A 24,875-nucleotide genomic window follows, 5' to 3' on the forward strand; every position below is an offset into this window, starting at 1 on the left:
ATTCACCAGGAGGTTCTAGTCCATCCACTTTTAAAACATGGTTAATGGCGCTTTAAATTTCTTGCTTAACGATTGGTTGCGATCCCTCAGCTCCACTCGCGTCCGGTTCCAGACCAGTATTGATACGGGCCGGACGGCCAAACCAGGCGAAAAAAAGCGGCGGGGTTTCCCCCGCCGCCTTGGTCGTCGAGATGCGATGCCTTGCGGATCAGCGCAGCAGCTGCAGCACGCTCGCCTGCGACTGGTTGGCGAGCGACAGCGCGGACACCGCGATCGACTGGCGGGTCGACAGCGCCTGGCTGTTGGCCGCTTCCTCGTTGGTGTCGGCCAAGGTCAGGTTCGACGAGCCGGTCTGCAGCACGTTGATCAGGTTCTTGTTGAAGTCCTGACGGATCTGCACGACCGACAGGTTCGAACCCAGCGTCGAGGCTTCCGACCGCAGCGTCGAGCTCGCCGAGTTCAGCAGGGTGATCACCTTGTTCGCCGAGTTGTTGTCGAGGAAGTCGGTGCCCGAGGTGAGGTTCGACAAGCCGAGACCGCCGGTGTTGAAGGTCACGCCGGTGATCGAGAGCGTCGACTTGCCGTTCTCGTTGAAGGTCAGCTTCAGCGTGTCGCCGTTCAGCAGGTTGACACCGTTGAACGAGGCGTCGGCCGCGGTCGTGTTGATCTGCGCCAGCACGTTGTTGTACTGCGAGACCAGGCTCGCGCGCTGCGTCTGCGCGGTCGCATCCGCCACCGGAGCCGCCGCCGTCAGGCCGTTGAAGGACTGGCTGGAGGCCGCCGCCGTACCACCGATCGCGCCGATCGTGGCCGAAGCCGCGTCGTTGGTCGTCGTGATCGAGATCTTGCCGGTCGTATCGATCGAGGCCTGCAGGTTGTTGGCTGCGAGCTTGGCGTTGAGATCGTTCAGCGACTTGACCTGCCCTGTCCCGAGGCCGAACGTGACACTCGTCGCCGTGCCACCTCCTGTGGCGCCGATCGTCAAGGTCTGTCCCGACAAGCCATCGCCGACGGCAGTCAGCCCGAGCTTGCCCAAGGTGCCGGTGCTGCCCGAGAGCGTCAGTCCGGACGCCGGCGGCGTCAGGGTGATCGCACCCGCGGTGATCGACGCGGTCACGCCGGTCTGGGTCTGGATCGCCGACAGCAGGTTGCTGACGCTGTCGCCGATGCCGATGTTGGTGCCGGTCGAGGACGTGCCGGTGACGAAGGTGAAGGTGGTGCCGTTGACGACCAGCGTCTCACCCGACGTGATGCCGGTGGCGAGGTCGTTCGACGAACTGCCCGACGTACCCGACAGCTTCGTCGAGCCGGTGATCGCCGCCGGAGTCGTGTTGTCGTTCTGGACGACCGAACCGGTCACAGCGGTCGAGCTGGAGCCGAGCAGGTCGGTCGCGGTCGCACCGGTCAGAGCCGCCGAGGTCACGCTGGACTTGGTCGAGTAGCCCACGGAGCTCTGCAGCACCTGGTTGGCGATCGACTTGGCGCTGTCGACGAGCTTCTGCAGCGAGGTGATGCCGGTGTTGGCGGCCTGCAGCACCTGCACGCCGTTGCCGATACCATCGAGCAGATTGGAGATGTCGGAAGCGCGGTTGTCGAGACCCTGGGCGGTGAAGAAGTTGGTCGGATTGTCGAGCGCCGAGTTGACCTTCTTGCCCGTGGAGAGGTTGTTCTGGGTGGTGGCGAGGAGCTGAGCCGTCGACTGGAGCGAGAGCAGATTCTGACGCACCGACGCCGAGAGAACAATACCTGACATTTTCATACCCTTCTGGTGTGAAACAAACTGCCCGATCCATTCAGGATCGAGGCGAAGCCCGCGGGTGACTGCACCACCGGGCGACGTGCGTTAAGGTAAATGCGAGCGGCTAACAAACAGTGAAGTCACGACCGCTCGCGTTGCCCCACGCGCCGCACCGGCACGGCCGCGCCGAGGTGATTCGCCGCGGATCACATTGAAAACACCGCATATTCGCCGGGCACGCGCGGCCATTTACCGTCCGTTAACCATGATCGGAAAGGATTGCTGCGCGCCGACCGATCGAGCGCGCAGAATTCCCGCGCGATTGAGACTGGCAGCTGGACCAGTCATCGGCCTCGACGCAGCAGGTTCGGCGCCACGCCGATTGCGGCAACGGAGAATGAGAATGGCCCTGAAAGTCGAACTGAAGCCGCATGAGCGCATCATCATCGGCTCCTGCGTGATCACCAATACCGATCAGCGCGCGCGCCTCCTGATCGACGGCGAGAACATTCCGATCCTGCGCGAGAAGGACATCCTGACGCCGGAGACGGCCGACACGCCGGCCAAGCTCGTCTATCTTGCGGTCCAGCTGATGTACATCTCCCCGGGCGCAGATGCGGATCACGGCACCTATTTCAACCTGCTGCGCGACATCATCACGACGGTGCCGAGCGCCTGGCCGATCATCGAGGCGATCAACGGCCATATCCTGAACGGCGATCTCTATCAGGCCCTGAAGGAAGCCAAGAAGCTCGTCGCCTACGAGAAGAAGCTGATCGAGCAGGCTGAAGCCGAACAGCAGGACAAGCCGGTGAGCTCGGCGGCCTGAGCTTTCGCGTCCTCACATCGGAAGGCCCGGCTCGCCAGTCGCGAGGCCGGGCCTTCCGATTTATTGCGCGCCCGCCAGGCTCCGCCGCCAGCAACGTCGGACCTTCCATGTCGTCCGATGAAAAAGCGGCGGGGTTTCCCCCGCCGCCTTGGTTTTCGAGAGATGACGATGCCTTCGGATCAGCGCAGCAGCTGCAGCACGCTCGCCTGCGACTGGTTGGCGAGCGACAGCGCGGACACCGCGATCGACTGGCGGGTCGACAGCGCCTGGCTGTTGGCCGCTTCCTCGTTGGTGTCGGCCAAGGTCAGGTTCGACGAGCCGGTCTGCAGCACGTTGATCAGGTTCTTGTTGAAGTCCTGACGAACCTGCACGACCGACAGGTTCGAACCCAGCGTCGAGGCCTCGTTGCGCAGCGTGGAGCTCGCCGTGGTGAGCACGCCGATCACCTTGTTCGCCGAGTTGTTGTCGAGGAAGTCGGTGCCCGAGGTCAACGTCGAGAGGCCGAGGCCCGCGGAGTTGAAGGTCACGCCGGTGATCGACAGCGTCGACTTGCCGTTCTCGTTGAAGGTCAGCTTCAGCGTGTCGCCGTTGAGCAGGTTGACACCGTTGAACGACGCATCGCTCGCGGTCGTGTTGATCTGCGCCAGCACGTTGTTGTACTGGGAAACCAGGCTCGCGCGCTGCGTCTGCGCGGTCACATCCGCCACCGGAGCCGCCGCCGTCAGACCGTTGAAGGACTGGCTGGAAGCCGCCGCCGTACCGCCGATCGCGCCGATCGTGGCCGACGCCGCGTCGTTGGTCGTGGTGAGGGTGATCTTGCCGGTCGACGAATCGATCGAGGCCTGCAGGTTATTGGCTGCGAGCTTGGCGTTGAGATCGTTCAGCGACTTGACCTGCCCTGTCCCCAGGCCGAACGTGATGCTGGTCGCCGTGCCACCTCCTGTGGCGCCGACCGTCAAGGTCTGACCCGACAAGCCGTCGCCGACCGCACTCAGTCCGAGCTTGGCCAAGGTGCCGGTGCTGCCCGAGAGCGTCAGTCCGGACGCCGGCGGCGTCAGGGTGATCGCACCCGCGGTGATCGACGCGGTCACGCCGGTCTGGGTCTGGATCGCCGACAGCAGGTTGCTGACGCTGTCGCCGATGCCGATGTTGGTGCCGGTCGAGGACGTGCCGGTGACGAAGGTGAAGGTGGTGCCGTTGACGACCAGCGTCTCACCCGACGTGATGCCGGTGGCGAGGTCGTTCGACGAGGTGCCCGACGTACCCGACAGCTTGGTCGAGCCGGTGATCGCCGCCGGAGTCGTATTGTCGTTCTGGACGACCGAACCGGTCACAGCGGTCGAGCTGGAGCCGAGCAGGTCGGTGGCGGTCGCACCGGTCAGGGCCGTCGAGGTCACGTTCGACTTGGTGGAATAGCCCACCGCGCTCTGCAGCACCTGGTTAGCGATCGACTTGGCACTGTCGACGAGCTTCTGCAGCGAGGTGATGCCGGTGTTGGCGGCCTGCAGCACCTGCACGCCGTTGCCGATGCCGTCGAGCAGATTGGAGATGTCGGAAGCGCGGTTGTCGAGACCCTGGGCGGTGAAGAAGTTGGTCGGATTGTCGAGCGCCGAGTTGACCTTCTTGCCCGTGGAGAGATTGTTCTGGGTGGTGGCGAGGAGCTGAGCTGTCGACTGGAGCGATAGCAGATTCTGGCGTACCGACGCCGAGAGGACGATACCTGACATTTTCATACCCTTCTGGTGTGAAATAAGCCCCGATCCCTTCGAGATCAGGGTGAAGCCCAGGTCGACTTGAGCGACCCGGACGACGGGCGTCACGGTGAACGGCAGTGGCTAACAAACGCTGAAGAGTTGTGGGGCGCAGCCGCCTCAATCAGCAGAACAGGCGCATCGGCGCGGCTCATTGCCGCGTCATCACGCAGGAACGCCCCTTGAAAAGGCTCATTGATTCAACAACCGCACCCGTCATTCACAACGCGTCAACCACCTTTGGAAAGGTTTCGACACGCGCGGCTACATTCCGTCGGCGGTCGTCATCGACCAGCGGACGACGCCTAGATGCGGTTTGCGATCAGAGCGCCAGCGGCGGAGCTTCGATCTCGATCAACGGCGTGAGACCGGCCGCGCGCCGGCGGCCGAACATGAGGACCGCCGCAATCAGCCGGTCGATGTCGCTCGTCCCGGTGCGATGATTGACGATCGCGGCACGGATCGCCAGCCGTCCGTCGAGCATCGTGGTCGACGGTGCGGCGAGGCCGGATTCGTGGATGTCGGCGACGATCTCGCCGTTGAGCGCATCGGCATCGTCTGCGCGATAGCGGAAGCAGACGATGTTGAGATTGACCGGCGCCAGCAGCTCGAGCTCGGGCTCGGCGCGCACCCGCGACTCCAGATGGCGCGCGAGCTCGCAGCTTCGCGCGATCACGGCACCGAGCGCGTCCGTGCCGAACGTTCTCAGCGTGAACCAGGTCTTCAGCGCCCGGAAGCCGCGCGACAGATCAGGACCGAGATCGCAGGGCCATTCGGCGCCCGCCGCGAGACCGCGGGTTTCCCGGCGCAGATAGGCGGCCGGCGAGGCGAAGGCGTCACGATGCTTGGTGCCATCGCGCACCAGCAGGAAGCCCGCATCGTAGGGCACCTGCCCCCATTTGTGAAAATCCAGCGCAATCGAATCCGCCAGCTCGATGCCGGCGAGCTTCGGTGCGAGCTCCGCTGACAGCATCGCGAGCGCACCGAAGGCGCCGTCGACGTGAAACCAGAGCCCCTCGGCACGGCAGAGCTCGGCAACAGCCGCGAGGTCGTCGATGGCGCCGATATCGACGGTGCCAGCGGAGGCGACGACGAGAAACGGATGCAGGCCCGCGGCGCGATCGCGCGCGATCGCGGTCCGCAGCTCGCCGACGTCGACGCGATGTGCGGCATCCACCGCGATGCAGCCGAGCGCGTCGCTGCCCAGTCCGCAGATGTCCATCGCCTTGGCGATGCAGCCATGCGCCGCCTTCGACGTGTAGGCGCGCAAGCGCCGCCCCTCCTCACCGAGACCCGCCGAGCGAACCGACGCGCCGAGCTCGGCGCGGCGCGCCACCAGCACCGCCATCAGGTTCGCCATCGAGGTGCCGGTGACGAAGATGCCGCTGGCGCATACCGGAAAGCCGAACAACTGGCGCGTCCAGTCGACGACCTGCCGCTCGATCTCGATCGGCGCATGGTCGCGGCCGCCGAGATTGGCGTTCAGTCCGGCAGCCAGCATCTCGGCAAGCATGCCGACCACGGTGCCGCCGCCGTGCACCCAGCCCATGAATCCGGGATGCACGTTGCCGGTCGCGTAGGGAACGACGAGCTCGCTGAAATCGCGATAGACCTCGGCGAGATCGGTCGGCGCATGCGGCAGCGCGCTGCGGAAGCTCTGCCGTGTCGCCGGCGACATCGGCTGCCACACCGGCCGGTCGCGGATATCGGCGACATAGTCGATCATGTCGTCGAGCATGCGATGACCGAGCGCGCGCATCTGGTCCCAATGTTGCGGATCGAGCGTCTCCGCCGTCCGCGACGCGGGATCGATGCGCAGCCCGGCGGTCACGCCGCCTGCTCCGCCCGAGACGCGGCGCGCTTCTCGATCATGGCCGCGAAGGCCGCGAAGATCTTCTGCATCTGCGGCGGCTTGTAGGGGAAGATCTCCGGCGAATCCATGTTGTGGACGACGGCTGTATTGTCGGCCTCGAACACCAGCAGCGCGCCGTCCCTGGTCTCCGCGCAATCGATGATGAAATAGTCGAGGCCGACGCGCGCGGCGATCGCATCGAGCACGCTGCGATGACGGCGGCCGAAGCCGATGTCGAAGGTCTGCATGAAGGTCGCCTCTTCGAGGCGCTTGCTCTCGCTGCCGGCCATGTTGGCGTTGAGGTACCAGATGTCCCAGCGCCGCGCGATCGCCATGTGGCAGGCGTAGGCCGTGCCGTCGACGAACACGATGCGGTACTTGCGGAACTGGCCGTCCTCGCTGGCATAGTCGACGAAGCGCGAGACGAAGAACTCCTGCTCGTCGCGCTCGTCGAGATAGAGCGACAGCTCGAGCGGCTCGTCGATCTTCTCGAGGCCGACGCCGGCATGCGAGCCGCGCGGCCGCACGATGACCGGGAAGGCGAGCGAGTGGTCGACGTCGGTGATCCATTCGCGCTCGTCGGCGATCTCGATCAGGCGCTCGCGGTCGACGGGGATGGTCGCCGGAATGGTGAGTCCGTCGATGCAGGCCAGCAGCGCATGCAGCTTGTCGCGGTCGAGATGCCAGATCCGCTCCGGCGGATTGAGCAGCGGACGCGGCCAGCGCGCCGCGACAGCATCGATCTCGCGCAGCGCGTGCTGGCAATCCTCGGAATCGGAGGCGATGACGATGGCGACGTCATGGGCCGGCAGCGGTGCCAGCAGGTTCGCGCCTGGAACGACGTAGAGCAGCAGCAGCTCGAAGTCGGTATCCTCGAGCAGGAACTCGATCGGCGTGTTGCTGCCCATGTCGGTGGCCGCAGCGAGCGCGAGCACGCGCAGGCGCGGCGTCTCGCTCTTGCAGCGCACGCGATAGAGCTGCTGCGACTGCAGCACGTCGTGCTGGATTGCAAGCCCGGACGATTTCTCGCCGATGAGCTGCGCGATCAGCGCCAGGTCGAGCCCCTCGCCCGGCTCCGCGCGGCCGTCGAGCAGCTTGGCGAGCAAGGCGGCCCACAACGGTTTCAGGTCCTGGCCGTCGAAGGCGGCCTTGGCGAGCTTGGCCATGCCGACCCGGTCGGCACATCCTGCGCCGGCGTCGGCCAGCGCGAGCAAATCAGTCGGCATTGCAGATGTCCCTGAGATCCTGGCTGCTCAGATCCGATACGAGCAGCTCTGTTTTGGCAACGATGTCGGCGACGCGGTCGATGTCGGATTCGAGATTGACCCGGGCGGCGGTGATGTCGTCGCACCATGCGTCCGTCACCTGGCGCGCGCCGATGCACAGCCGCAGCGCGGCCGACGGCGCCTCGCCCGCGCGTTCGATCCGCACCGGCTGGCCGATCAGGCACTGGCGCGCGGCAACCTCGGCTGCTCGCCCGGTGAAGCGGCTGCCGAGATCGCGTTGCAGCGCGCGATACACCGCCTGCGTCTCACCGAGGCCGAGCGGGCCGCCGTCACGCTGGAGCGCGAACGGGAAGATGGTGGGAAAGCCGAACTCGCCATCGCTCGCATCCGGCGCAGGCGCGCGGGCGGCGATCGGACGCAGCGCCGGCGACAGCATCAGCAGGCTTTCGATGGACTCGCCGAGCTGCCGGATCGCCATCCGGCGGAACGGCTCGGGCACGGCGTGATATGCGGCGATCTCCGCCAGCGCGGCTTCCCAGCGCAGCCATTGGCCGATATTGGCGCGCGGCACCGTGCGCGCGCGCAGATCCGTCCAGGCGAGCGGCCAATCGCTGCGATTGACATAGTCGAACAGGCCGGGCGCGATCGGATGTCCGCAGCGCAGCGCAGCCGATGCGGCCGCGGGCACCAGCAGCGCGCCGCTGAAGGCGGGGCCGCCGAAGAACTTCGCGCCGGTGACGAGCATCAGATGGCCGCGTTCGAGATGATCGCGCAGCCGGGCCGCGCCGAGCCGCATCTGGCAGGCATCGACGACGACCTGCACGCGCCCCGGCCAGCGCCGCGCCACCTCGTCAAGGCAGCCCATGCCCGGCGCGCGCCAGCCGAGCTTGGAGGACTCCATGACCTGCAGCAGAACGCTACGGCCCTTCCGCACCAGCGCCTCGACGCTGTCGAGCACCTCGGCATCGATATCGCCGCGCGGCTGCATCGATGCGCCGTCGAGCAGCGGCAGCAACACGGCATCGCCCGAGAGCCCCTCGATCGGCGTGTTCGTCCGCACCGCCAGGCCGTTCGCCGTCCGCGTGCTGAAATGGTGTCCCCGGGCGCTCGCGGCAGTGCCGCTTCCGGTCTGGTCGCTGCCGACGACGATGCTCGTGACGCTCTCGCCGAGCATCGCCCGCACCAGCGCCAGCGCATGCAGTTGCGAGTCGGTGCCGGACGGCGAGAACACGATGTCGATGTCGTCGGCAAGGCCGAGATGTCCGCGCAGTTCGCAGCGCATCTCCTCGGTGCGCCGGTCGAGCGCGGCGTCGAGGCCGAGCGAGATCGCCGCATGCATCAGTTGCTCGCGCGCCAGCTCGACGCGCGCATAGGCGCGTTCCGAAATCGGCGACGCCGTGCTCGATGCGAAGCACAGCACATCGGGTTCGGGCGACGGCCCGCAGCCATAGACGTTGCGGCCCCAGGGGCGATCGAGCGCCAGGCGGGCGTCGCCGCCATCGATCAGGAGATCGCCGAGCAGGGCAAACAGATCACGCAGTCCGGCCGCGACGCCCTGCTCGCGCCGGTCGATGCGGGATGGCTGGGAGATCTGCGACCGGGTTGCCGCCGGGGTCATGGTACGGATCGTCAGGCTGCGTCAGCCGCAGCAGCGGTCGGAACCGCCACCGCCGAGGCGAATTGCGAGGCGACATTGCCATGGAAGACGGACGGACCGACGTGATCGAGCCGGCTGTCGAGATCGGCCCAGATCTCGCCGCCGAGATCGGTCCATCGCCTGCAGAACGCGAAATCCTCGCTGAGATAGGTGCCGGTCGCCGGATCGATCATGCATTCGAACAGCGCGAAGCGGTTCGGGCTGCCGGCCAGCGCATCCTGCGAATGCTCGCGGAAGAACTGCAGCGGCGCGTAGGCCGGATGCGCGATCATCGCCTCGATGACGCGGCGGCGGATCATCAGGAAGCCGGTGCCGGCATAGCGCACGCGGGTAAAGCCGTTGACCACCGCGACGTGGTCCGGATTGTCAATCTCCAGCACGTAGTCGAGCGACGCCGCCGGCACGTCCATCCGGTTGTCGTTGATGGCGCGGCGCGCCTTGCTCCAGTTGACCTTCTTGACCGGATAGACACCGGCGACCATGTCGCCGCCGGACTCGATCAGCCGGAAGACCTGCCTGGGCGTAAAGCCGATGTCGGCATCGACGAACAGCAGATGGGTTGCTGTGGGATCATTGAGGAACAGGGTGACGAGATTGGCCCTCGCCCGGGTGATCAGCGCATCACCGTCGCGCATGTGGACGGTGAGGCCGACGTTGGAGGTGGCGCGCAACTCGCGCTGCAGGGCGAAGATCGAGCTCGCATAGATGCTCGACACCTGGCCGCCGAAGCATGGTGTCGCGACCACCAGATGAATGCGCTCGTCGGTTCCGTCACTCACGTTCCGCCTCCAGACAAAGAGGCTCTCGCCCCAGATCTGAACAAAAGCTAAAGAGACGTGGTTAACGAAAACCTAACCGCCGTCCCCGGGGCGCTACAGATATTTCACCAGCGTCAGCTGGGCGAGCATCGCCGTCGTCTGGTAGGACGCCTGGAGGTTGGTCTGGAGCTGCAGGATCTGGCTCGCCACCTCCTGCTGCGAGATGCCCTCGGTCTGGTCGACCATGGCCTGCATTGCCGCCTTGGCCTGGGTCTGGCGCGCCGTGGCGTCCTTCATCGTGGTCTGGGCGTTGGCAAACTCGGTCTGGATGTCCGAGATCGCCTGCTGGCCGAGCTGCGGCGTCAGGTTGGCGGCGATGCGCTGGCTGAGCGCGCCGATCTGCTGCGGGGCATTCGCACCCGCCGGCGGCGTGTTGACGGCGGCATAGACCGCGGTCTGCTGCACGAGGTTGCGGATCGCAAACTCGTTGCCCTGGGCGCCGAACTGAATGCTCTGCGCCGTGTCGATCCGGATGGTCGCGCTCGACCGCGCCGAGCCGGGACCGCTGTTGCCGGTGTACCAGGCGACGGTGTTGGCCGAACCGTTGACGAGGCTGGTCGCCGATCCCAGCGGCGAGCCGGAGACGCGCAACGGCGGCGTCGGCGCCGTCACGGTGCCGGAGAAGCCGAGCGCCCCGAACGCACCCGCGTTCGAACTCGACACAGAGAAGCTGGCGGCGGCGTCGGTGCGCAAGGTGATCACGCCGCCGCTGACCGTCGACGGCGTCGACGTGCCGCTGAGCGTATCGATTTTCGACAGCAGCGTCTGCACGCTGTCGCCGACATTGATCTGGTTGTTGCCGTTGGCGCCGGAGGCGACGAAGGTCAGCGTCTGTCCGTTGACGGTGATGGTGTCGCCGGTTGCAAAGCTGGTCGCGATCGAGTCGGAGCCCGCACCGCCCGACAGCAGCGTCGCTCCGGTGATCGGCGCCGGTGTTGCGAGCTTGTTGTTGACCACGGTGCCCGACACGGAGCTCGCCGTGTTGAAGAAGTTGTCACCGGCGACGACCGCCGAGGCGGCGGTCAGCGAAGTGTTGGCCAGCGTCGACAGCGCCGTGTTGAGCGCCGCGTTGAGATTGGCGGAGGTGGCCGCGGGCGTGGCACCGATGGCGAACGTATTGGTCGGCGCCGGCGTCGTGGTGGACGCCGTCAGCTTGATCGATTCCGAGGTGCCGTCGGGCAGCTTGAAGGTGAAGCTGATCTGGTCGCCCGCATTCGGATTGCCGGCGGTGAGATCGACCGAGATGCCCGCGGGCGAGCCGGACGGTCCGGTCACCGTGGCGTTGGTCAGCGACGACGTCACCCCGCTCAGCTTGAAGCCGAACGGCGAGCCGGCGACGTCCTCCGCCAGCGTGATCGGCATGGTGGCCGACGCCGACAGGTTGAGACGCCCGAGACCGTTGAGCCCGAGATCCGCCTGCTGCCGCTCGGCGATGACCTGCTTGAGCCCGGCCTGCGTTGTGGTGCCGTTCAGGATGTCGTCGGCCGATGCGATCGCCGGCCGGTCGGTGGCGCTGCCGGAGAAAATGTAGCGGTCGCCGACCTGCGTGTTGAGGATGCCGGTGATCGCCGACAGGTTGGACAGCGCCGTCAATTGTCCCGTGGTCTGGCCAGTGCTGGTCAGGTTCTGCGGTGTCGCCGAGGCGCCACTCTGGACCTGGTCATGAATCTTGGACAGCGATTGCAGCGAGGTATTGACCGCGCCGATCACGGTATTGACGTGGGTCATCGTCAGCGTGAACGCCGAGATGTTCGACAGCTGCGCCCGCGCCGCGATCGCGAACCCCTCGTCGGGCCCCATGCCGGCGTAGTTGTTCGCCTTGACGCCGCTCGAGAGCTGCGTGGAAAGGTCCGCGAGCTGGCTCGTGATGTTCCGCACGGACAGGCCGAGCAGAGAGCTTCCGTAATTGACACTGCTGATCGTCATCTTACACGCGCCTCACTAAAACGCCTGGAGCAGGCTCTGCATCATGCTTTGCACGACCGACATGATATGGGCGTTTGCCGCATAGGTGTTCTGGACCTGGATCAGGTTGGACATCTCGCTGTCCATGTTGACCCCCGCGGTGCCCTGGAACTTCTCCTTCAGCGTGCTGACCACGACGGCCTGGCCCTGGCTGAGCTGGGTCGCCAACGTCGACGCACTGCCCTGCTGGCTGACGAATTGCTGCAGATAGCCGGACACCGTGCCCTGGAACGGCTGCGCCGCCGAGCCGAGGCCGGTGGTCGGCGAGTAGCTGAAGGTCGCCGAGGTGAGCTGCGCGAACAGGAAGTCCGGCCGCGTCGAGTCGCCGGCCGCCGTCTGCGGCGAGGTCGAATAGGTCGACAGCTTGGTCGGATCGTTGAGCAGCGCCGGGTTGACGTTGAGCCGCCCGGCGAGCCCCGTCATCTGCGAGCCGGTCGAGGTGATCGCGCCGGTGTAGAGCGCGCCGCCGTCGGTGAACACCGGGAGCTGCGCATTGCCGCTGGCAAGCGTCTGCGTCGTGGTGGTGGCCGAGGCCGCCTTGACGGTCGCCTGGCTGCTGCCGTCGTCGGTGATCCGCAGCGTGCTGCCGGAGGGATTGGAGAACTGCAGATGCGCCGACCCGAGCGCGCTGTTGAGCTGCGAGACCACCGAGGCCATGCCGAGCGAGAAGTCGACGCCGACATAGGACGGGTTGGCCCCGGTCGCATTCTGCAGCGGCAGCGCCGCGGGATCGTTGACGTTGACGACCTTGATCTGACGCTGGACGTTGCTCGAATCCGTATAGGTCAGGTTGATTGTGTTGCCCGCCAGCAGTCCGGTGGTCGAGACGTCGAAGCCCGCCGGCGGCCCAGCCACCGCGGTGCCCGCCGTGGTCTTGTCGGACAGTGCCGAAGCCATCGTCGCCGCGAGCTGGTCGACCTGGGTCTGGGCCTGCACCAGGGTCTGGTCGCGCAGCTTGAGGTCGGCTGCGATCTGGCCCGAGTTCAGCAGATTGTTCGACACGACGTCGAGCGACACGCCGTTCGACAGCTTGATGTTGAGCTGGCCGACGCCGGTCTTGGTCGGATCGCTGTTGTAGAGCGAGGTGGCGTCGAGCGTCCCCGGCGAAGAGAAGGTGAACTCCGAGCTGAGGCCCGCGCCGACCAGCTGGATGCCCGAATTGGTGAATATGCTCGTGCCGTTGGTCGGGTCGGACACGACGCGGATATCGACATATTTGGCGAGCGTGTTGATCGCGTTGTCGCGCTGATCCTGCAGGGTCGCCGCCAGCGGGTCGGAGCTGTCGAGGCCCTGCAGCTGCGTGTTGAGCGTCGCAATCTGCTTGATCGCCGCGTTGGCCTGCGTGACCGAATTGCCGATGTCCTGCTCGACATTGCTGCGCAGGGTCTGGATGCCCTTGGTGGTCGCGTTGAGCTGCAGCGCCACGCCCTGCGCCGCCGACAGCGCCACCGACTGCGCCGACTGGTTGCTCGGATTGTTCGACAGCGACTGCAGCGCCGTGGTGAAATTGTTCAGCGCCGTCTCGAGCGTGCCGCTGCCGCCGGGCGTACCGTACACGGTCTGCAGCTGGCTCAGAATGTTGGCCATCTGATTGGCATAGGTCCCGCCCGAGGTCTCGGTGCGGAGCTGGTTCTGGACGAACAGATCGAGCTGACGGTTGACGCCGGTCGTCGTCACCGTCGAGCCGAAGCCGCCGCTGGCGACCTCGATCTGGTTCGGGTTCTGCGCGACGTAGCCGGGGGTGTTCGCGTTGGCGACGTTCGACGAGATGATCGAGAGCGCGGCCTGCGTCGAACGCAGGCCGGACATCGCGGTGGCGAGGGCAGAACTCAAACCCATGTGCGGTAGCCTTATGTCAATTCAACTGCCACGTCTCAGCGCGATCAGCGCAGCACGTTCAGAAGATCCTGCACCATCGAATTGGCCGTCGTGATCACCTTGGTGTTGGCCGAATAGGCCTGCTGGGTCACGATCAGCTTGGTGAACTCGTCGGCGATGTCGGTGTTCGAGCCTTCCAGCGAGCCGCCCGAGATCTTGCCGGTCGCGCCGATGATGGCCTGGCCGGACTGATCGGTCGCCTCATAGGCGCCGCCGTCGAGCGCCTTCAGGTAATTGGTGCCGTTGAAATGCGACAGCGTCACCTGCGCCAGGTTGATGGTCTGGCCGTTGGAGAAGGTGCCGGTGACGACGCCGCTGTTGTTTACGGCGACCGACTGCAACTGACCGGCGGCGAAGCCGTTCTGATTGATCTGGTTGATGGTCGCCGAGCCGATCGTGCTCGCATATTGCGTCAGCGCGCCCGAGGAGATGTTGAGGCTGACGGTACCGAGCGTGGTGCCGTCGACCACGACGTTGGGGATGGAGATGTTGGAGGTCGTCGGCGACACCAGCGAGCCGTCGGAGGCGAACTGGAAGTTGGTGCCGACGTTCTGCCACGCCACGGTCGAGCCGGTCGCGTTCGAGTCGGTCTGGTAGAACAGGTTCCAGGTGTCCTTGTGGCCGGTGCCGAGCGTCGCGCTGTCGACCTTGCCCCAGCGCAACTGCACGTTCACCGGCGTGCCCGACGAGTTGTAGGCCGTGACCGCGCCGCCAGAGATCGTCTCGTTGTTGAAGTTGGTGAGATCGTTGCCGATCACGATGCCGGTGCCGGGACTCGCCGTGCGCGTCAGTGCCACCGGTGACGTGAGGCCGAGCGCGGTGAAACCCGGGGACGCGCTGCTCATGGTCCAGTCCTCGCCGCTGCCGGAATGCAGCGTGATCTTGCCGGCGGTGATGGTGGGCGTCACGCCGGTGACGGCCGCGATCTTCGCCATCAGCGTGCCGACGGAGTCGCCGACGTTGATCTGGGTGCCCGAGGCGCCGGACGCGACGAAAGTGAAGGTGATGACGTCGCCCGCGCTGCCGGTCATGGTGATCGTGTCGCCGGTGGCAAAGTTGCTCGTGATCGAATCGGTGGCCACACCACCCGACAGCAGCGTCGACGTGGTGATGTTCGCCGCGTTCTTGTTGACCGCCGTACCGCCGGTGACGGTGGAGTCGGCGTAGAAGTTGGTGCCCACCGGCAGCGGCACGTTGGAGAGGTCGGCCGAGTTGAGGCCGCCGGCCGCGACCAGGGTGCCGGTCGCGGCATTGCCGCTCGCGGCGGTCTTCGGCTGCGTCGGCAGGTTGGCGGCGTACTGGATTGCGGTGGTCGCCTGCGCCGGCACGAAATTGTTGGCGAATTGCAGCACGGTCGGCACGTTGCCGGTGGCGTTGCCGGTCTTCGGATCGACCGCGACGCCCATCAGGTAATAGCCGGCGCCGTTGATCAGGTTGCCGTTGGCGTTGAGCTGGAAGTCGCCGCGCCGGGTGTAGTTGGTGACGCCAGTGAAGACCGGCACGTTGTCGACGACCGAGGAGGCCTTCTGCACGTTGAAGAAGCCGTCGCCGTTGATCGCCATGTTGGTGGCGACCGAGGACGTCGAGACGGTGCCCTGGGTGGTGATGGTGGCCTTGGCGAAGGCGGTGACGCCGCCGGCATTCTGGCGCGTCGGGTTGGTCGCGTTGGGGATGAGGTCTTCGAAGCTGGTGCCGATGCCCTTGTAGCCGACGGTCGACGCGTTCGCGATGTTACCGGAAATGTTCTGCAGCGCGAATGATTGAGCGGACAGACCGCTCACCGAAGTATTCATCGCGTCGAAGATACCCATACCAATCTCTCCACTGTGATGCCGGTGACAGGTCGGCCCGCACCGCGTTTCGTGGAGAGCTGTCGCAATCGCTGTGCCAGATGCGAAAATACTGTGAAATCAGCGGGTTGAAAAACAACAACGTCAAAAAACCAGCGTCAAAACTGGTGAACAATTGCCGAGCCGGCAGTTCTTGCCGGGCCGGACACGCCAAATCGCGCTCCGGCGCGGCCGCTCGTCACGGCTGACGGCGCGTCCTCAAGACCCCCATCTGAGCCTTGAACGGACGAGCCGGAATATCCGGGCGCAGATTCCCGTCAGGTCGACGACGGATTTGCCGGGTGGAACGTGAGCGACAGCCCGTCCATGCAGTAGCGCAGGCCGGTCGGCTTGGGGCCATCGTCGAACACGTGGCCGAGATGGCCGCCGCAACGGCGGCAATGCACCTCGGTGCGGACCATGCCGTAGGTCTTGTCCTGGCGGGTCGCCACGGCATTGTCGAGCGGCTTGAAGAAGCTCGGCCAGCCGGTGCCGCTGTCGAACTTGGTGTCGGAGGAGAACAGCGGCAGGTCGCAGCCGGCGCAGGCGAAGGTACCCTTGCGATGCTCCTTCAGCAGCGGGCTGGTCCAGGGCCGCTCGGTGCCCTCCTCGCGTAGGATCTCGTATTGCTGCGGCGTCAGTTGCGCGCGCCACTCGGCCTCGGTTTTCTCGACCTCGAACTTCTCGGCGGCGCGGGCCGGCGCGGAACCGCCGAGCCAGCGCAGGGCGGCGAAGCCGAACACTCCGGCGGCGGTGGTCAACATCAGGCGGCGGTCGATCATGGCGGTCTCCGTACGGCGATGGGTTACCGGATCTACGGATGGGATCCCGCGAAGTTACGTCGGGCGCGGGCGCGGCGGCTCACTTTCTTGCGAGGTGTCAGCCCTCCCCGGCGTCGGGATGGCGGTTCAGATCGGATGGCTGCGGCCGCAGCGGCAGCCGCGAGCCGGGCCGCTCGGCCGCCCGGCGCCGCGCTTCGGCCGCCCGGATCTCGCGCATGCGCTCCTGCGCACGCACGCGCTCGCGGTGTCGCGCCAGCGTCCCGGCGGCGGCGGAGCGGCCGCGGACCCAGAGATTGACGACATGCCCGGCAACCCGGCCGCTGACGCCGCCGGCCCAGACCAGTTCGAACGGCGAGAACAGCTTCCAGCGGTCGTCGCCGGCGAGGATCGCCTGGGCGATCAGCTGTCCGGCCATCGCCGAAGTGTTGAGCCCCTGCCGGCCGAAGCCGCTCGCGACCCACAGGCCTTTGCGGAGCTGGCCGATCTGCGGCATGCCGTGCACGGTCTGGCCGGTGACGCCGCCGAAGGTGTCGGCGATCTCGACCCGGCCGAGCTGCGGAAACACCGTCCGGATCCGGCGCTGCAGCGCCGCGGCAAATCCGCTGGGCCGCGCGTCCCAGGTCGTCTCCGGGCTCGCCCACATCAGCCGGTCACCGTCGACGATACGGAAATGATCGATGCCGTCGGTGTCGCTGACCGATCCCTGGAAGGAAATCGCCTCGGCGAGGCGCTCGCCGAGCGGCGCGGTGACGCCGCCATAGCGCCACACCGGCAGCAGCGTATCGGACAGCTTCTGCAGCGGCGCGCCGAGATGGATGTTGCCGGCCAGCACGATGTGCGAGGCGCGCATCCGCGCCGACGGCGTCACGATGCGCTTGCGCACGCCCGACGCATCGATGCTGACCACCGGCGTGTCCTCGAAGATCCGCGCCCCGGCCTTGTGCGCGAGCCGCGCCAGCGCGTGAACGTACCTGCGGCCGTCGAGCTGGAACGCCTTGGGATAATGGACGCCGTGGAAGTAGCGGTCGGTCTTGAGCTCGGTCCTGACGCGCTCGACCTGCCAGCCCTCGACCTCGGTGTCGAAATCCTCGTGCAGCATCTGCAGGCGGCGGATCAAGGCGTCGCCGGCGTCGACATTGGAGACTTCGAGCGCGCCCTCGCTGAGCCCGATGCCCGGCATCGCTGCCTCGGTGGCCTGGGCGCGGATGAACTCGGCACCGGACCAGGACAACGCCCATAGCGCCCGGGCATGCGCGAGCCCGACGCGCTCGATCAGATCCGGCAGCGGCAGGTCGAACCCAGGCATCACCGTGCCGATCATGTGGCCGGATGCGTTCCACCCGACCTGGCGGCCTTCCAGCACCGCGACGCTCGCCCCCTGCCGGGCCGCGCACAATGCCACCGTCAAGCCGGCCAATCCCGCCCCGACCACGCAGACGTCAACGTCGAGGTCGAAATTCAGCCTGGTGCGGCCGTGTGCACCTGCGGCATCCGCGTCATCGTTCACGCTTGTGGAAGTCTCGCTCATGGCGTTTTCTTAGCGAACCCTGCGCCGGACGTCATGACGCTTTTAATGGCGACAAAGAGACGTGGTACAGCCGGACCCAGCCTGAACGATTCGAGACGGAATTCCATGCGCCGATTGATGCTGCTGCGCCACGCCAAGACCGAGACTGACGCGCCGACCGGCCGCGACCAGGACCGCCGTCTCGACGAGCGCGGGCACCAGGATGCCGCCATGATCGGCGATTTCATCGCCAGCCACCCGCCGGTGCCGGAGCTGGTGCTGGTCTCGACCGCGGTCCGGGCACAGCAGACCTGGGACCTCGCGCTTGCGGCGATGAAGGACCGTGTCCCGGCCCCGCAGGTCGAGACCGTTCCCGGGCTCTACGGCGCCGAGCCGATGCAGATGCTGCATCACATCCGCCTCGCGGCAGTGCACGATCCGAAGCAGCTCCTGCTCGTCGGGCACAATCCCGGAATGCACGAGCTCGCGCTGGCGCTGACCGGCGGGGGCGATTCAGAGGCCCGCCACGAGCTGATGCGCAACATGCCGACCGCGGGTTTGGCGGTGCTCGATTTCGACACCGACGATTGGGGCGACGTCAGCTTCACCCGCGGCCGTCTCCTGAGATTCGTCACGCCCAAGCTGCTCAAGCATGGCTCGGTCGATTGACAGGCAGGTCCGGTCCGGCGCGTAATCCCGGCGGACAGAGGAGGACCTTCGATGTTCAACTCGATTCTGGTGCCGATCGATCTGGCCGACACCGACCTCGCCAAGCCCGCCATCGCCACCGCGGCCACGTTGGCACAGACCTGGAGCGGCACGGTGCATCTGCTCAACGTCATGCCGATGACGCCGGTGATGCTCGCCGAATACGTCCCGGCCGATTTCGACGCGCAGCAGCGCGAGACCGCCGAGGAAGCGCTGTCGATCGTGGCGCGCGAATCCGGCATCCCGGCGGAGCGCATCAGCTATACGGTGCGCCAGGGCGGCATCTATCACGAGATCCTCGAGGAGGCAGCCAAGGTCAAGGCCGACCTGATCGTAATGACCTCGCACCGCCCGGCGATGCGGACCTACTTCCTCGGCAGCAACGCCGGGCATGTGGTGCGCTACGCGAAGTGCTCGGTGCTGGTGGTGAGGCCGTGAATTGCTTCTCTGTGGAGGCGAGCACTTGGCCGTCCTTCGAGACACACGCCGCCGACGCGCCCCTCGGGAAGATGACTGAATTTTGGCCGAACTTCAGGATTCTGAGACCGTCTCGGTGAGGGCACCGTCCTGCGGGGCGCCGCGAACCATGAGGCCTGGATGAGCCAATCTAGTCGAGCCCTTCAGCTTGGTTGAGATTCTCTGAAAACTCGCTTTCCGGGCTTAGCCCACGTAGCAGAGCAGCAGCCCGCTCGAGCCGTCGAGGGTAATCCAACTGCGACATTACTCGATGCAAATGGCCAGATCAGCCCCAACTACTGTCCGGGCTGCCCGAAGTCCAAACGTCACGCCTATCTCCCCCTGAAAACCGCGAGCATTAACGCCGGCTCGGGAGTCATCCGGCGAATCTCAGTTGACTCCGACTATCTCATTATAGTTGAGTATCTCACACATCAAAACTTATGAGGGTGAACGGGGGAGACCGGCATGTCCGATGCTAAAGAGAAATTGGAACGCGCTCGTAAACTGATCGGCCAGGGGATCATTGATGGCCTTCTCACGGTTGGTCGTGGCGGGGTGTCCATTCCTGTTAACGAGGACTACGCTCAAGGCAACGGTGGTTACTGGCAGTCCGACGGGGGGTTCCATTCCCAGACATCGGGTGACTACCATCAAAGTTCACCAAAGGCTCCAACCTAATGGCTCTCGGACGAGCCTTGGTACAAACTCAGCATTTGACAGTAGATCGGCTTCACATTGTCTTCAAAGTTGTGGAGCGATGCAACATTAACTGCACATATTGCTACTACTTCAATATGGGGGATAAGACTCCACTACAACGCCCTCCAGTAGTCAGCATCGATTCAGCTGCCTGTGTAGCCAACTGGCTTGTAGCTGGCTGCCGAGAGTTGAAGATCAAGGAGATCTTGATTTCCTTTCACGGCGGCGAGCCGATGATGCTCAATCCCGAAAAGTTTGACTCAATCTGTTGTGTGTTCAAGGAACGGCTCGGGCAAACGGTGGACGTACATTTCGGCGTCCAGACAAATGGCACCATTCTAACGGACAAATGGCTGTCTATTCTATCCAAGCACCGGGTAAACGTCGGAGTCAGTATTGACGGTGGACGCACAGCGCATGACCGCTATCGACTCGACCACCAAGGAAGGTCTACTTTTGAAAGGACAGAGCAGAATCTCAAAGAATTAGTGAAGGCAGCGAAAGACTGCTTACCGAATGATATTAGCCCATCTACAATTTCTGTCATAGATTGTCGAAATGACTATACCGAAGTCTACCGTTACTTGCGTGGGCTAGGTGTGCGTCGGATGAGTTTTCTTCTTCCTGATCGCAACTTTGACGATGGTTTTATCGGCAGCGAAGAGACGCCTCGCAAGTATGGAGAATCGCTGTTTCGGCTTTTTGAAGCATGGATGACGGAAGATAACCCAGGCGTCGAAGTTCGCTTTATCTCGGATTTCCTGCGGAAACTCCGGGTCCGCGAAGAAGATATTCCAGTGCCCCCAAACAAGCAGCGCATTTTTTTGACAAAGAAGAAATGGACAAGGCAAGTTCTAATTATTCACAGTGACGGGATCGCCAGCGTCTCCGATTCTTATATCCCCGCTCTCCCATGGTACCGTAACACTCCGCAATGCGATGTTCGTGATACCTCACTTCGGGATTTTTTGATGAACGGAATATTTGATGAAATTGAATGTGCGACTAGGTCACTTTCCGCCAAATGCCAACCGTGCAGGTGGAGACGGATTTGTAAGGGGGGTGATATCGAGAACCGTTTTTCAAGAGAGAATGGCTTTAACAATCCCTCTGTTTATTGTGAGAGCTATTTGTTTTTCTTTCAGAACGCATGCAATCTGCTCGTCGAGAATGGCTACCCAGCGGACTATATCCAAGAAATTGTCGCCAACTGAAAGTTTTCCCTGAACGTCGCGAGTTTGGTGCCCTTGAGGCCCCCACTCCAACTCACACAAGCGGGGAGAGAAGACCGCGCTTTGCAGCCGCGTTGCCCGCCATTCCTGCGAGCCCGCATGTCTTACACGGAGCCTCGAACGTCACGGCCACTCCGCAATAAATCCCCTCGCCTTGTACGACGCTATCTTGTCCCATTCGTCGAGCACGCGGCGGCGGAATTCGGGGTGGGTGTGCCAGAGATGGCGCGGGATGCCGAAGCCGTCGACCGTCAGCAGCATCTTCTCCACCTCGGGCCAGTGCCGCTGCAGGGTCATCGCGTAGCGTCGCGCGGTCCAGCTGTTGCCTAGGCAGATCACGCTGCCGACATTGGCGAGGCCGAGCGCGGCGTCGATCACCGGCAGCGCGAGCACGACGTTCTCGCCGGTGTTCGTGGCGTGGTGCTCTTCGAGGATGCGCTCGGCCGGAATGCCGTGCCTCACCATGGCAGCCTTGATCAGCGTACACTCCGAAACATCCGCGCCCGGCGTGATCCCGCCGCTGACGATGGCGTGGCGGAAGTAGCCCTGCTGCCATAGCTTCGCCGCCGTCTCGGCACGCAGCTCCTCGTCGACGCGGGTGCCGAACACGAACAGCAGATCGGCCGGCCGCAGCGGCGTGTCGGCGAAATGCCGCGCGTTGATCGCGGCGATCTCGGCGTCATCCGGCCTGCGCAGCGCGCGATCCTGCATCGTCCCACTCCGAAAGCGACTCGCTCAGTCTGGCATGGTGCGCCAAATCTGCACGATCACATTCGGTGACCGGCGATGCGATTGCGTGATCACGGCAGCAGCGCGGCCGGAATGTCCGTGAACGTGTAGCTGCGCGGCCTGTTGCGGGTGATGAAGCCGCCGACATACCAGGCGAACAGCGCGGCGAAGCCGATCAGGAACAACGCGCCCGACCATTCGGCGATGACGAGCGCACGCACCAGAAGCCCGGCCATCGCGACGGCGAGCAGCGCGATCGCGGCGAGCGCCGCGCCGTAGGTGAAGCGGCCGAGGCCCGCGGTCAGCCGCGCGTTGCTGCCGCTGACGGCGAGCCGCGCATGCAACCCGAGAATGAAGGCGCGATAGGCCTCGCTCTGCGGCGCCATCAGGGCCGCCGTCTGCCACGAGACGGAGATGATGCCGAGGCGGCGGCCGTCGCGATGGGTGACGTCGGCCCGAAAACGCTTCGCCTGCATCGACACCGGTCGGTAGGACAGCCGGATCGCGGCGATCTCGGCGTAAGGCCACAGGCCGGTACGGCCGGCGAACCGCCACGACAGGCCCTGCTCCGTCAGTTCGAACTGGTGCGCGGCCCCGATCAGCGACGCCTTGTAGGCGTAGCGGATCGTATCATCGCCGGCCGTGGTGGTGCGCTCGGAAATGGATCGGTCCTGTTGCGTGTGGCACGCGCCTTATCCTACAAGCGGAGCATGAGCGAAACGATCTATTTTCCGCGCCATTTGATCCTGGCCGGGGCGATGGCCGCCGGCGTGCTGCTGGCGCTGGCGGTGCACATGCTCGGCGCCCGCTACGGGCTCGATCTCGGCGGCCTGTGGCAGACCGAGAGCGGCGCCTTCATGCCGGCGGGATCGGCGATCGCATGGTGGCTGATCGCCACCGTCGGGTTCTCCTCGGGCTACTTCATCGCCAACATCATGCACAGCGCGGTGTCGGGCGAGATCCCGCAGCGGATGCGCAACTTCCTGGTCGTGGTCGGCGTCCTGATGCTGGCCGGCATCGGCCAGGCGATCTCCGGTCCGAGCCCCGTGCCGTCGGCCTCGGGCGTACTGGCAGGCCTCGCCGCGCTCTGCCTCGGCGCCCTGATGGCGTTCTGCGGCGCCAACTTCGCGCTGCGCAAGACCTGACCGGCGCGATCCGCCGACGCCGCGCGGGCGACCCGCGCGGCGTTTTGCCTCATCAACGATCGAGCGTCAGCTCGCGGCGCGCAGGTTGACGCTCGTCTCGGCGAGCTTGGTCAGCTTCATGTCGGTCGCCTTCTCCTCGTCGAGCGTCTTCTGCAGCACGGCGGCGCAGTCGCTGCGGCCGAGCTGCTTGGCCCAGGCGATCAGGCTGCCATAGCGGGTGATCTCATAGTGCTCGGCCGCTTGGCCGGCATTGATCAGGGCGGCGTCGAGCACGGTCTTGTCCGCGACCTCGCCGGCGACCTCCTCCGCCTCTTCGATGATGCCGTCGATCGCCGGGCAGTCGACTGCCTTGGGCGCGATGCCATGCATCTCGAACACCTGCTCGAGCCGCTTCACATGCGTCCTGGTTTCGTCGAGATGGGCCAGAAAACCCTGCTTGAGCTTCTGATCCGTCGCCTTCTCCGCCATCTTGGGCAGCGCTTTGACGAGCTGGTTTTCGGCGTAATAGATGTCCTGCAGCTGATGAACGAACAGATCGTTCATCGTCTTGATGTCCTTTTTGAACAATCCCATTTGCTTCACGTCCTCCTGGTTCGGGAACATGGCAGGTACCGCCCCCGACCGGTGGTCGCCATGTTCGCTGTGCTCGCGGGCGCTAACCGGCGGCAGCGGCGGTCGTTCCTGTGTCACCGAGCCTGCCGTCCGGAACCGGGCGCGGAGGACCAGGTTTGCCCGTGAACCCCGCGGGTAACCAGTTGGACCGAACTGAGGCGGATGGGCGGCCAGCCATGTGACCGGAGTGTGACAGACCTGCGCCGCATGGGTCGGAGCTGACCTGTGTCAAGGACTGCACAAGCCACGCATTTTAGCATAAGAAACAGGCTGTCACGAATTGCCCGCCCCATCGATCAATGGTTTCGCCTCTTTTCCAAGATCTAGTACCGCCCCGCCGGGAGGATGAATGCAGCGCCTGCTGACCACGCTTGGGCGTGGCTTCAAGAAATGGATCGGCTGGAAGCGGCTGGGGATTGCAGCGAGCCTTGCGATCATCGCCTTCGCGATCACGACGCTCGTGCGCACGCTGAAGGGCGTCGACGCCGGCGTCATCCTGACCGCGCTCACCGAAATCCCGCCCGGTCACATCGCGCTCGCGGCCTTGTGTGTGGTCGGCGCGTTCTGCACGCTGACCTTCTATGACTATTTTGCGCTGCGAACGATTGGCAAGAAACACGTGCCCTATCGCATCGCGGCGATGAGCGCCTTCACCAGCTATTCGATCGGCCACAACATCGGCGCCACCGTGTTCACCGGCGGCGCCATCCGGTTCCGGATCTACTCCGACTACGGCCTGTCCGCGATCGACGTCGCCAAGATCTGCTTCCTATCGGGCCTGACCTTCTGGCTCGGCAATCTGTTCGTGCTCGGTATCGGCATGACCTTGCATCCGGCCGCCGCCACCGCGATGGACCAGTTGCCCCCGGCGGTGAACCAGTTGATCGCGATCGGCATCCTCGGGGCGATCTTCGCCTATCTCGGATGGCTGACCGCCGGCAAGAACCGGCGCCAGCTCGGCCAGAACGGTTGGAAGGTGGTGCTGCCCTCGGCGCAGCTCACGCTCGTGCAGATCCTGATCGGAGTGGTCGACCTCGGCTTCTGCGCGCTGGCGATGTACCTCCTCGTCCCCGCCGCTCCGCCGATCGATTTCCTGTCGCTGTCGGTGGTGTTCATCCTCGCTACCCTGCTCGGCTTTGCCAGCCATGCCCCCGGCAGCATCGGCGTGTTCGATGCCGCGATGCTGGTGGCGCTGCCGCAGTTCGGCCGCGAGCAGTTGCTGGCCACCCTGCTCGTTTTCCGCGTGCTGTATTTCGTGATCCCGTTCGCGACGGCGATCTCCATCATGGGCATCAGGGAACTCTGGCTGAATGTGGTCAAGCCGTGGCAGGAGCGGCGCCGGCTGCAGGGCGCGGTGTCGGACGAGATCGCCGCCAAGCGCGCCGCGACCACGGCGCACGCTGCGGTTCCCCAGCGCATCAAGCGGCACTCCCAGCGCTGAGCATCAATTCTCTCGCGG

The 24,875-nt window shown here is 65.0% G+C and carries 21 protein-coding genes; 7 read left to right on the top strand and 14 right to left on the bottom strand.

The features are described from left to right. Positions 1 to 208: 208 nt before the first annotated feature. Positions 209 to 1,753, bottom strand: coding sequence for a flagellin (locus QW845_RS25720; protein ID WP_315804311.1), 1,545 nt, complete (start codon positions 1,751 to 1,753; stop codon positions 209 to 211). A gap of 388 nt (positions 1,754 to 2,141) precedes the next feature. Between QW845_RS25720 and flbT the strand changes: the two genes are divergently transcribed. After that, positions 2,142 to 2,567 (top strand): flagellar biosynthesis repressor FlbT, encoded by a 426-nt coding sequence (gene flbT / locus QW845_RS25725; RefSeq protein ID WP_315715996.1) that lies wholly within the window; start codon positions 2,142 to 2,144, stop codon positions 2,565 to 2,567. Positions 2,568 to 2,746: 179 nt separating this feature from the next. On the opposite strand, the gene QW845_RS25730 is transcribed toward flbT, so the two are convergent. The 10 genes from QW845_RS25730 to QW845_RS25775 all read right to left on the bottom strand — a co-directional run bounded on the left by QW845_RS25730 (position 2,747) and on the right by QW845_RS25775 (position 17,853). Next, a complete protein-coding gene (locus QW845_RS25730) occupies positions 2,747 to 4,294 on the bottom strand; it encodes a flagellin (RefSeq protein ID WP_315804312.1) in 1,548 nt (515 codons plus the stop codon). A 346-nt stretch (positions 4,295 to 4,640) separates the two neighbouring features. After that, positions 4,641 to 6,077 (bottom strand): aspartate aminotransferase family protein, encoded by a 1,437-nt coding sequence (locus QW845_RS25735; protein WP_315804350.1) that lies wholly within the window; start codon positions 6,075 to 6,077, stop codon positions 4,641 to 4,643. 68 nt (positions 6,078 to 6,145) lie between these two features. Next, positions 6,146 to 7,336 (bottom strand): hypothetical protein, encoded by a 1,191-nt coding sequence (locus QW845_RS25740; RefSeq protein ID WP_315804351.1) that lies wholly within the window; start codon positions 7,334 to 7,336, stop codon positions 6,146 to 6,148. A gap of 49 nt (positions 7,337 to 7,385) precedes the next feature. Continuing rightward, positions 7,386 to 9,014: a hypothetical protein gene (locus tag QW845_RS25745; protein ID WP_315804313.1), complete on the bottom strand. Its 1,629-nt coding sequence runs from the start codon at positions 9,012 to 9,014 to the stop codon at positions 7,386 to 7,388. 11 nt (positions 9,015 to 9,025) lie between these two features. After that, positions 9,026 to 9,832, bottom strand: coding sequence for a hypothetical protein (locus QW845_RS25750; RefSeq protein WP_315804314.1), 807 nt, complete (start codon positions 9,830 to 9,832; stop codon positions 9,026 to 9,028). 93 nt (positions 9,833 to 9,925) lie between these two features. Then, a complete protein-coding gene (locus QW845_RS25755; RefSeq protein ID WP_315804315.1) occupies positions 9,926 to 11,797 on the bottom strand; it encodes a flagellar protein in 1,872 nt (623 codons plus the stop codon). A gap of 15 nt (positions 11,798 to 11,812) precedes the next feature. Then, on the bottom strand, positions 11,813 to 13,675 hold the full coding sequence (gene flgK / locus QW845_RS25760; RefSeq protein WP_315804316.1) for a flagellar hook-associated protein FlgK: 1,863 nt from the start codon (positions 13,673 to 13,675) through the stop codon (positions 11,813 to 11,815). A 44-nt stretch (positions 13,676 to 13,719) separates the two neighbouring features. Beyond that, the gene (locus QW845_RS25765; protein WP_315804317.1) at positions 13,720 to 15,525 is read right to left on the bottom strand and encodes a flagellar hook-basal body complex protein; all 1,806 of its coding nucleotides are present in this window, start codon (positions 15,523 to 15,525) and stop codon (positions 13,720 to 13,722) included. 296 nt (positions 15,526 to 15,821) lie between these two features. Next, positions 15,822 to 16,325 (bottom strand): peptide-methionine (R)-S-oxide reductase MsrB, encoded by a 504-nt coding sequence (gene msrB, locus QW845_RS25770; RefSeq protein WP_315804318.1) that lies wholly within the window; start codon positions 16,323 to 16,325, stop codon positions 15,822 to 15,824. Between the two features lie 97 nt (positions 16,326 to 16,422). Beyond that, positions 16,423 to 17,853, bottom strand: a complete 1,431-nt coding sequence (locus tag QW845_RS25775; RefSeq protein WP_315804319.1) for an FAD-binding oxidoreductase — start codon at positions 17,851 to 17,853, stop codon at positions 16,423 to 16,425. Between the two features lie 105 nt (positions 17,854 to 17,958). On the opposite strand from QW845_RS25775, the gene QW845_RS25780 reads away from it, so the two are divergent. The 4 genes from QW845_RS25780 (at position 17,959) to QW845_RS25795 (ending at position 20,912) form a co-directional block, all read left to right on the top strand. Further along, positions 17,959 to 18,501 (top strand): histidine phosphatase family protein, encoded by a 543-nt coding sequence (locus tag QW845_RS25780; protein WP_315804320.1) that lies wholly within the window; start codon positions 17,959 to 17,961, stop codon positions 18,499 to 18,501. A gap of 51 nt (positions 18,502 to 18,552) precedes the next feature. Continuing rightward, positions 18,553 to 18,978 carry a universal stress protein gene (locus QW845_RS25785; RefSeq protein WP_284420907.1) on the top strand — a complete coding sequence of 142 codons (426 nt, stop codon included), beginning with the start codon at positions 18,553 to 18,555 and terminating at the stop codon, positions 18,976 to 18,978. A gap of 486 nt (positions 18,979 to 19,464) precedes the next feature. Continuing rightward, positions 19,465 to 19,677, top strand: coding sequence for a hypothetical protein (locus QW845_RS25790; RefSeq protein WP_315804321.1), 213 nt, complete (start codon positions 19,465 to 19,467; stop codon positions 19,675 to 19,677). Next, complete coding sequence (locus QW845_RS25795) at positions 19,677 to 20,912, top strand: radical SAM protein (RefSeq protein WP_315804322.1); 1,236 nt, start codon at positions 19,677 to 19,679, stop codon at positions 20,910 to 20,912. Before QW845_RS25790 ends, QW845_RS25795 begins: the two co-directional genes overlap by 1 nt. A 141-nt stretch (positions 20,913 to 21,053) precedes the next feature. Here the strand turns inward: QW845_RS25795 and QW845_RS25800 are convergent, their stop codons facing one another. Together QW845_RS25800 and QW845_RS25805 are read right to left on the bottom strand one after the other, a co-directional pair. Beyond that, positions 21,054 to 21,641, bottom strand: a complete 588-nt coding sequence (locus QW845_RS25800; RefSeq protein WP_315804323.1) for a YdcF family protein — start codon at positions 21,639 to 21,641, stop codon at positions 21,054 to 21,056. An 89-nt stretch (positions 21,642 to 21,730) separates the two neighbouring features. Beyond that, positions 21,731 to 22,321, bottom strand: coding sequence for a hypothetical protein (locus tag QW845_RS25805; protein WP_315804352.1), 591 nt, complete (start codon positions 22,319 to 22,321; stop codon positions 21,731 to 21,733). A 48-nt stretch (positions 22,322 to 22,369) separates the two neighbouring features. On the opposite strand from QW845_RS25805, the gene QW845_RS25810 reads away from it, so the two are divergent. Continuing rightward, complete coding sequence (locus QW845_RS25810) at positions 22,370 to 22,804, top strand: hypothetical protein (RefSeq protein ID WP_315712681.1); 435 nt, start codon at positions 22,370 to 22,372, stop codon at positions 22,802 to 22,804. A gap of 66 nt (positions 22,805 to 22,870) precedes the next feature. Here the strand turns inward: QW845_RS25810 and QW845_RS25815 are convergent, their stop codons facing one another. Beyond that, positions 22,871 to 23,377, bottom strand: coding sequence for a ferritin-like domain-containing protein (locus QW845_RS25815; RefSeq protein WP_315804324.1), 507 nt, complete (start codon positions 23,375 to 23,377; stop codon positions 22,871 to 22,873). Between the two features lie 388 nt (positions 23,378 to 23,765). On the opposite strand from QW845_RS25815, the gene QW845_RS25820 reads away from it, so the two are divergent. Continuing rightward, positions 23,766 to 24,857 (top strand): YbhN family protein, encoded by a 1,092-nt coding sequence (locus QW845_RS25820; protein ID WP_315804325.1) that lies wholly within the window; start codon positions 23,766 to 23,768, stop codon positions 24,855 to 24,857. Positions 24,858 to 24,875: the final 18 nt, after the last annotated feature.

It is taken from the genome of Bradyrhizobium sp. SZCCHNS3002 (genome assembly GCF_032377435.1).
Classification (GTDB): Bacteria; Pseudomonadota; Alphaproteobacteria; order Rhizobiales; family Xanthobacteraceae; genus Bradyrhizobium.

Bases quoted from the DNA above. Each gene is read 5' to 3' on its own strand.
- QW845_RS25720 (WP_315804311.1), bottom strand. From the start codon at position 1,753: ATGTCAGGTATTGTTCTCTCGGCGTCGGTGCGTCAGAATCTGCTCTCG.
- flbT (WP_315715996.1), top strand. From the start codon at position 2,142: ATGGCCCTGAAAGTCGAACTGAAGCCGCATGAGCGCATCATCATCGGC.
- QW845_RS25730 (WP_315804312.1), bottom strand. From the start codon at position 4,294: ATGTCAGGTATCGTCCTCTCGGCGTCGGTACGCCAGAATCTGCTATCG.
- QW845_RS25735 (WP_315804350.1), bottom strand. From the start codon at position 6,077: ATGCGCGCGCTCGGTCATCGCATGCTCGACGACATGATCGACTATGTC.
- QW845_RS25740 (WP_315804351.1), bottom strand. From the start codon at position 7,336: ATGGCCAAGCTCGCCAAGGCCGCCTTCGACGGCCAGGACCTGAAACCG.
- QW845_RS25745 (WP_315804313.1), bottom strand. From the start codon at position 9,014: ATGACCCCGGCGGCAACCCGGTCGCAGATCTCCCAGCCATCCCGCATC.
- QW845_RS25755 (WP_315804315.1), bottom strand. From the start codon at position 11,797: ATGACGATCAGCAGTGTCAATTACGGAAGCTCTCTGCTCGGCCTGTCC.
- flgK (WP_315804316.1), bottom strand. From the start codon at position 13,675: ATGGGTTTGAGTTCTGCCCTCGCCACCGCGATGTCCGGCCTGCGTTCG.
- QW845_RS25765 (WP_315804317.1), bottom strand. From the start codon at position 15,525: ATGGGTATCTTCGACGCGATGAATACTTCGGTGAGCGGTCTGTCCGCT.
- msrB (WP_315804318.1), bottom strand. From the start codon at position 16,325: ATGATCGACCGCCGCCTGATGTTGACCACCGCCGCCGGAGTGTTCGGC.
- QW845_RS25775 (WP_315804319.1), bottom strand. From the start codon at position 17,853: ATGAGCGAGACTTCCACAAGCGTGAACGATGACGCGGATGCCGCAGGT.
- QW845_RS25780 (WP_315804320.1), top strand. From the start codon at position 17,959: ATGCGCCGATTGATGCTGCTGCGCCACGCCAAGACCGAGACTGACGCG.
- QW845_RS25785 (WP_284420907.1), top strand. From the start codon at position 18,553: ATGTTCAACTCGATTCTGGTGCCGATCGATCTGGCCGACACCGACCTC.
- QW845_RS25790 (WP_315804321.1), top strand. From the start codon at position 19,465: ATGTCCGATGCTAAAGAGAAATTGGAACGCGCTCGTAAACTGATCGGC.
- QW845_RS25795 (WP_315804322.1), top strand. From the start codon at position 19,677: ATGGCTCTCGGACGAGCCTTGGTACAAACTCAGCATTTGACAGTAGAT.
- QW845_RS25800 (WP_315804323.1), bottom strand. From the start codon at position 21,641: ATGCAGGATCGCGCGCTGCGCAGGCCGGATGACGCCGAGATCGCCGCG.
- QW845_RS25810 (WP_315712681.1), top strand. From the start codon at position 22,370: ATGAGCGAAACGATCTATTTTCCGCGCCATTTGATCCTGGCCGGGGCG.
- QW845_RS25815 (WP_315804324.1), bottom strand. From the start codon at position 23,377: ATGGGATTGTTCAAAAAGGACATCAAGACGATGAACGATCTGTTCGTT.
- QW845_RS25820 (WP_315804325.1), top strand. From the start codon at position 23,766: ATGCAGCGCCTGCTGACCACGCTTGGGCGTGGCTTCAAGAAATGGATC.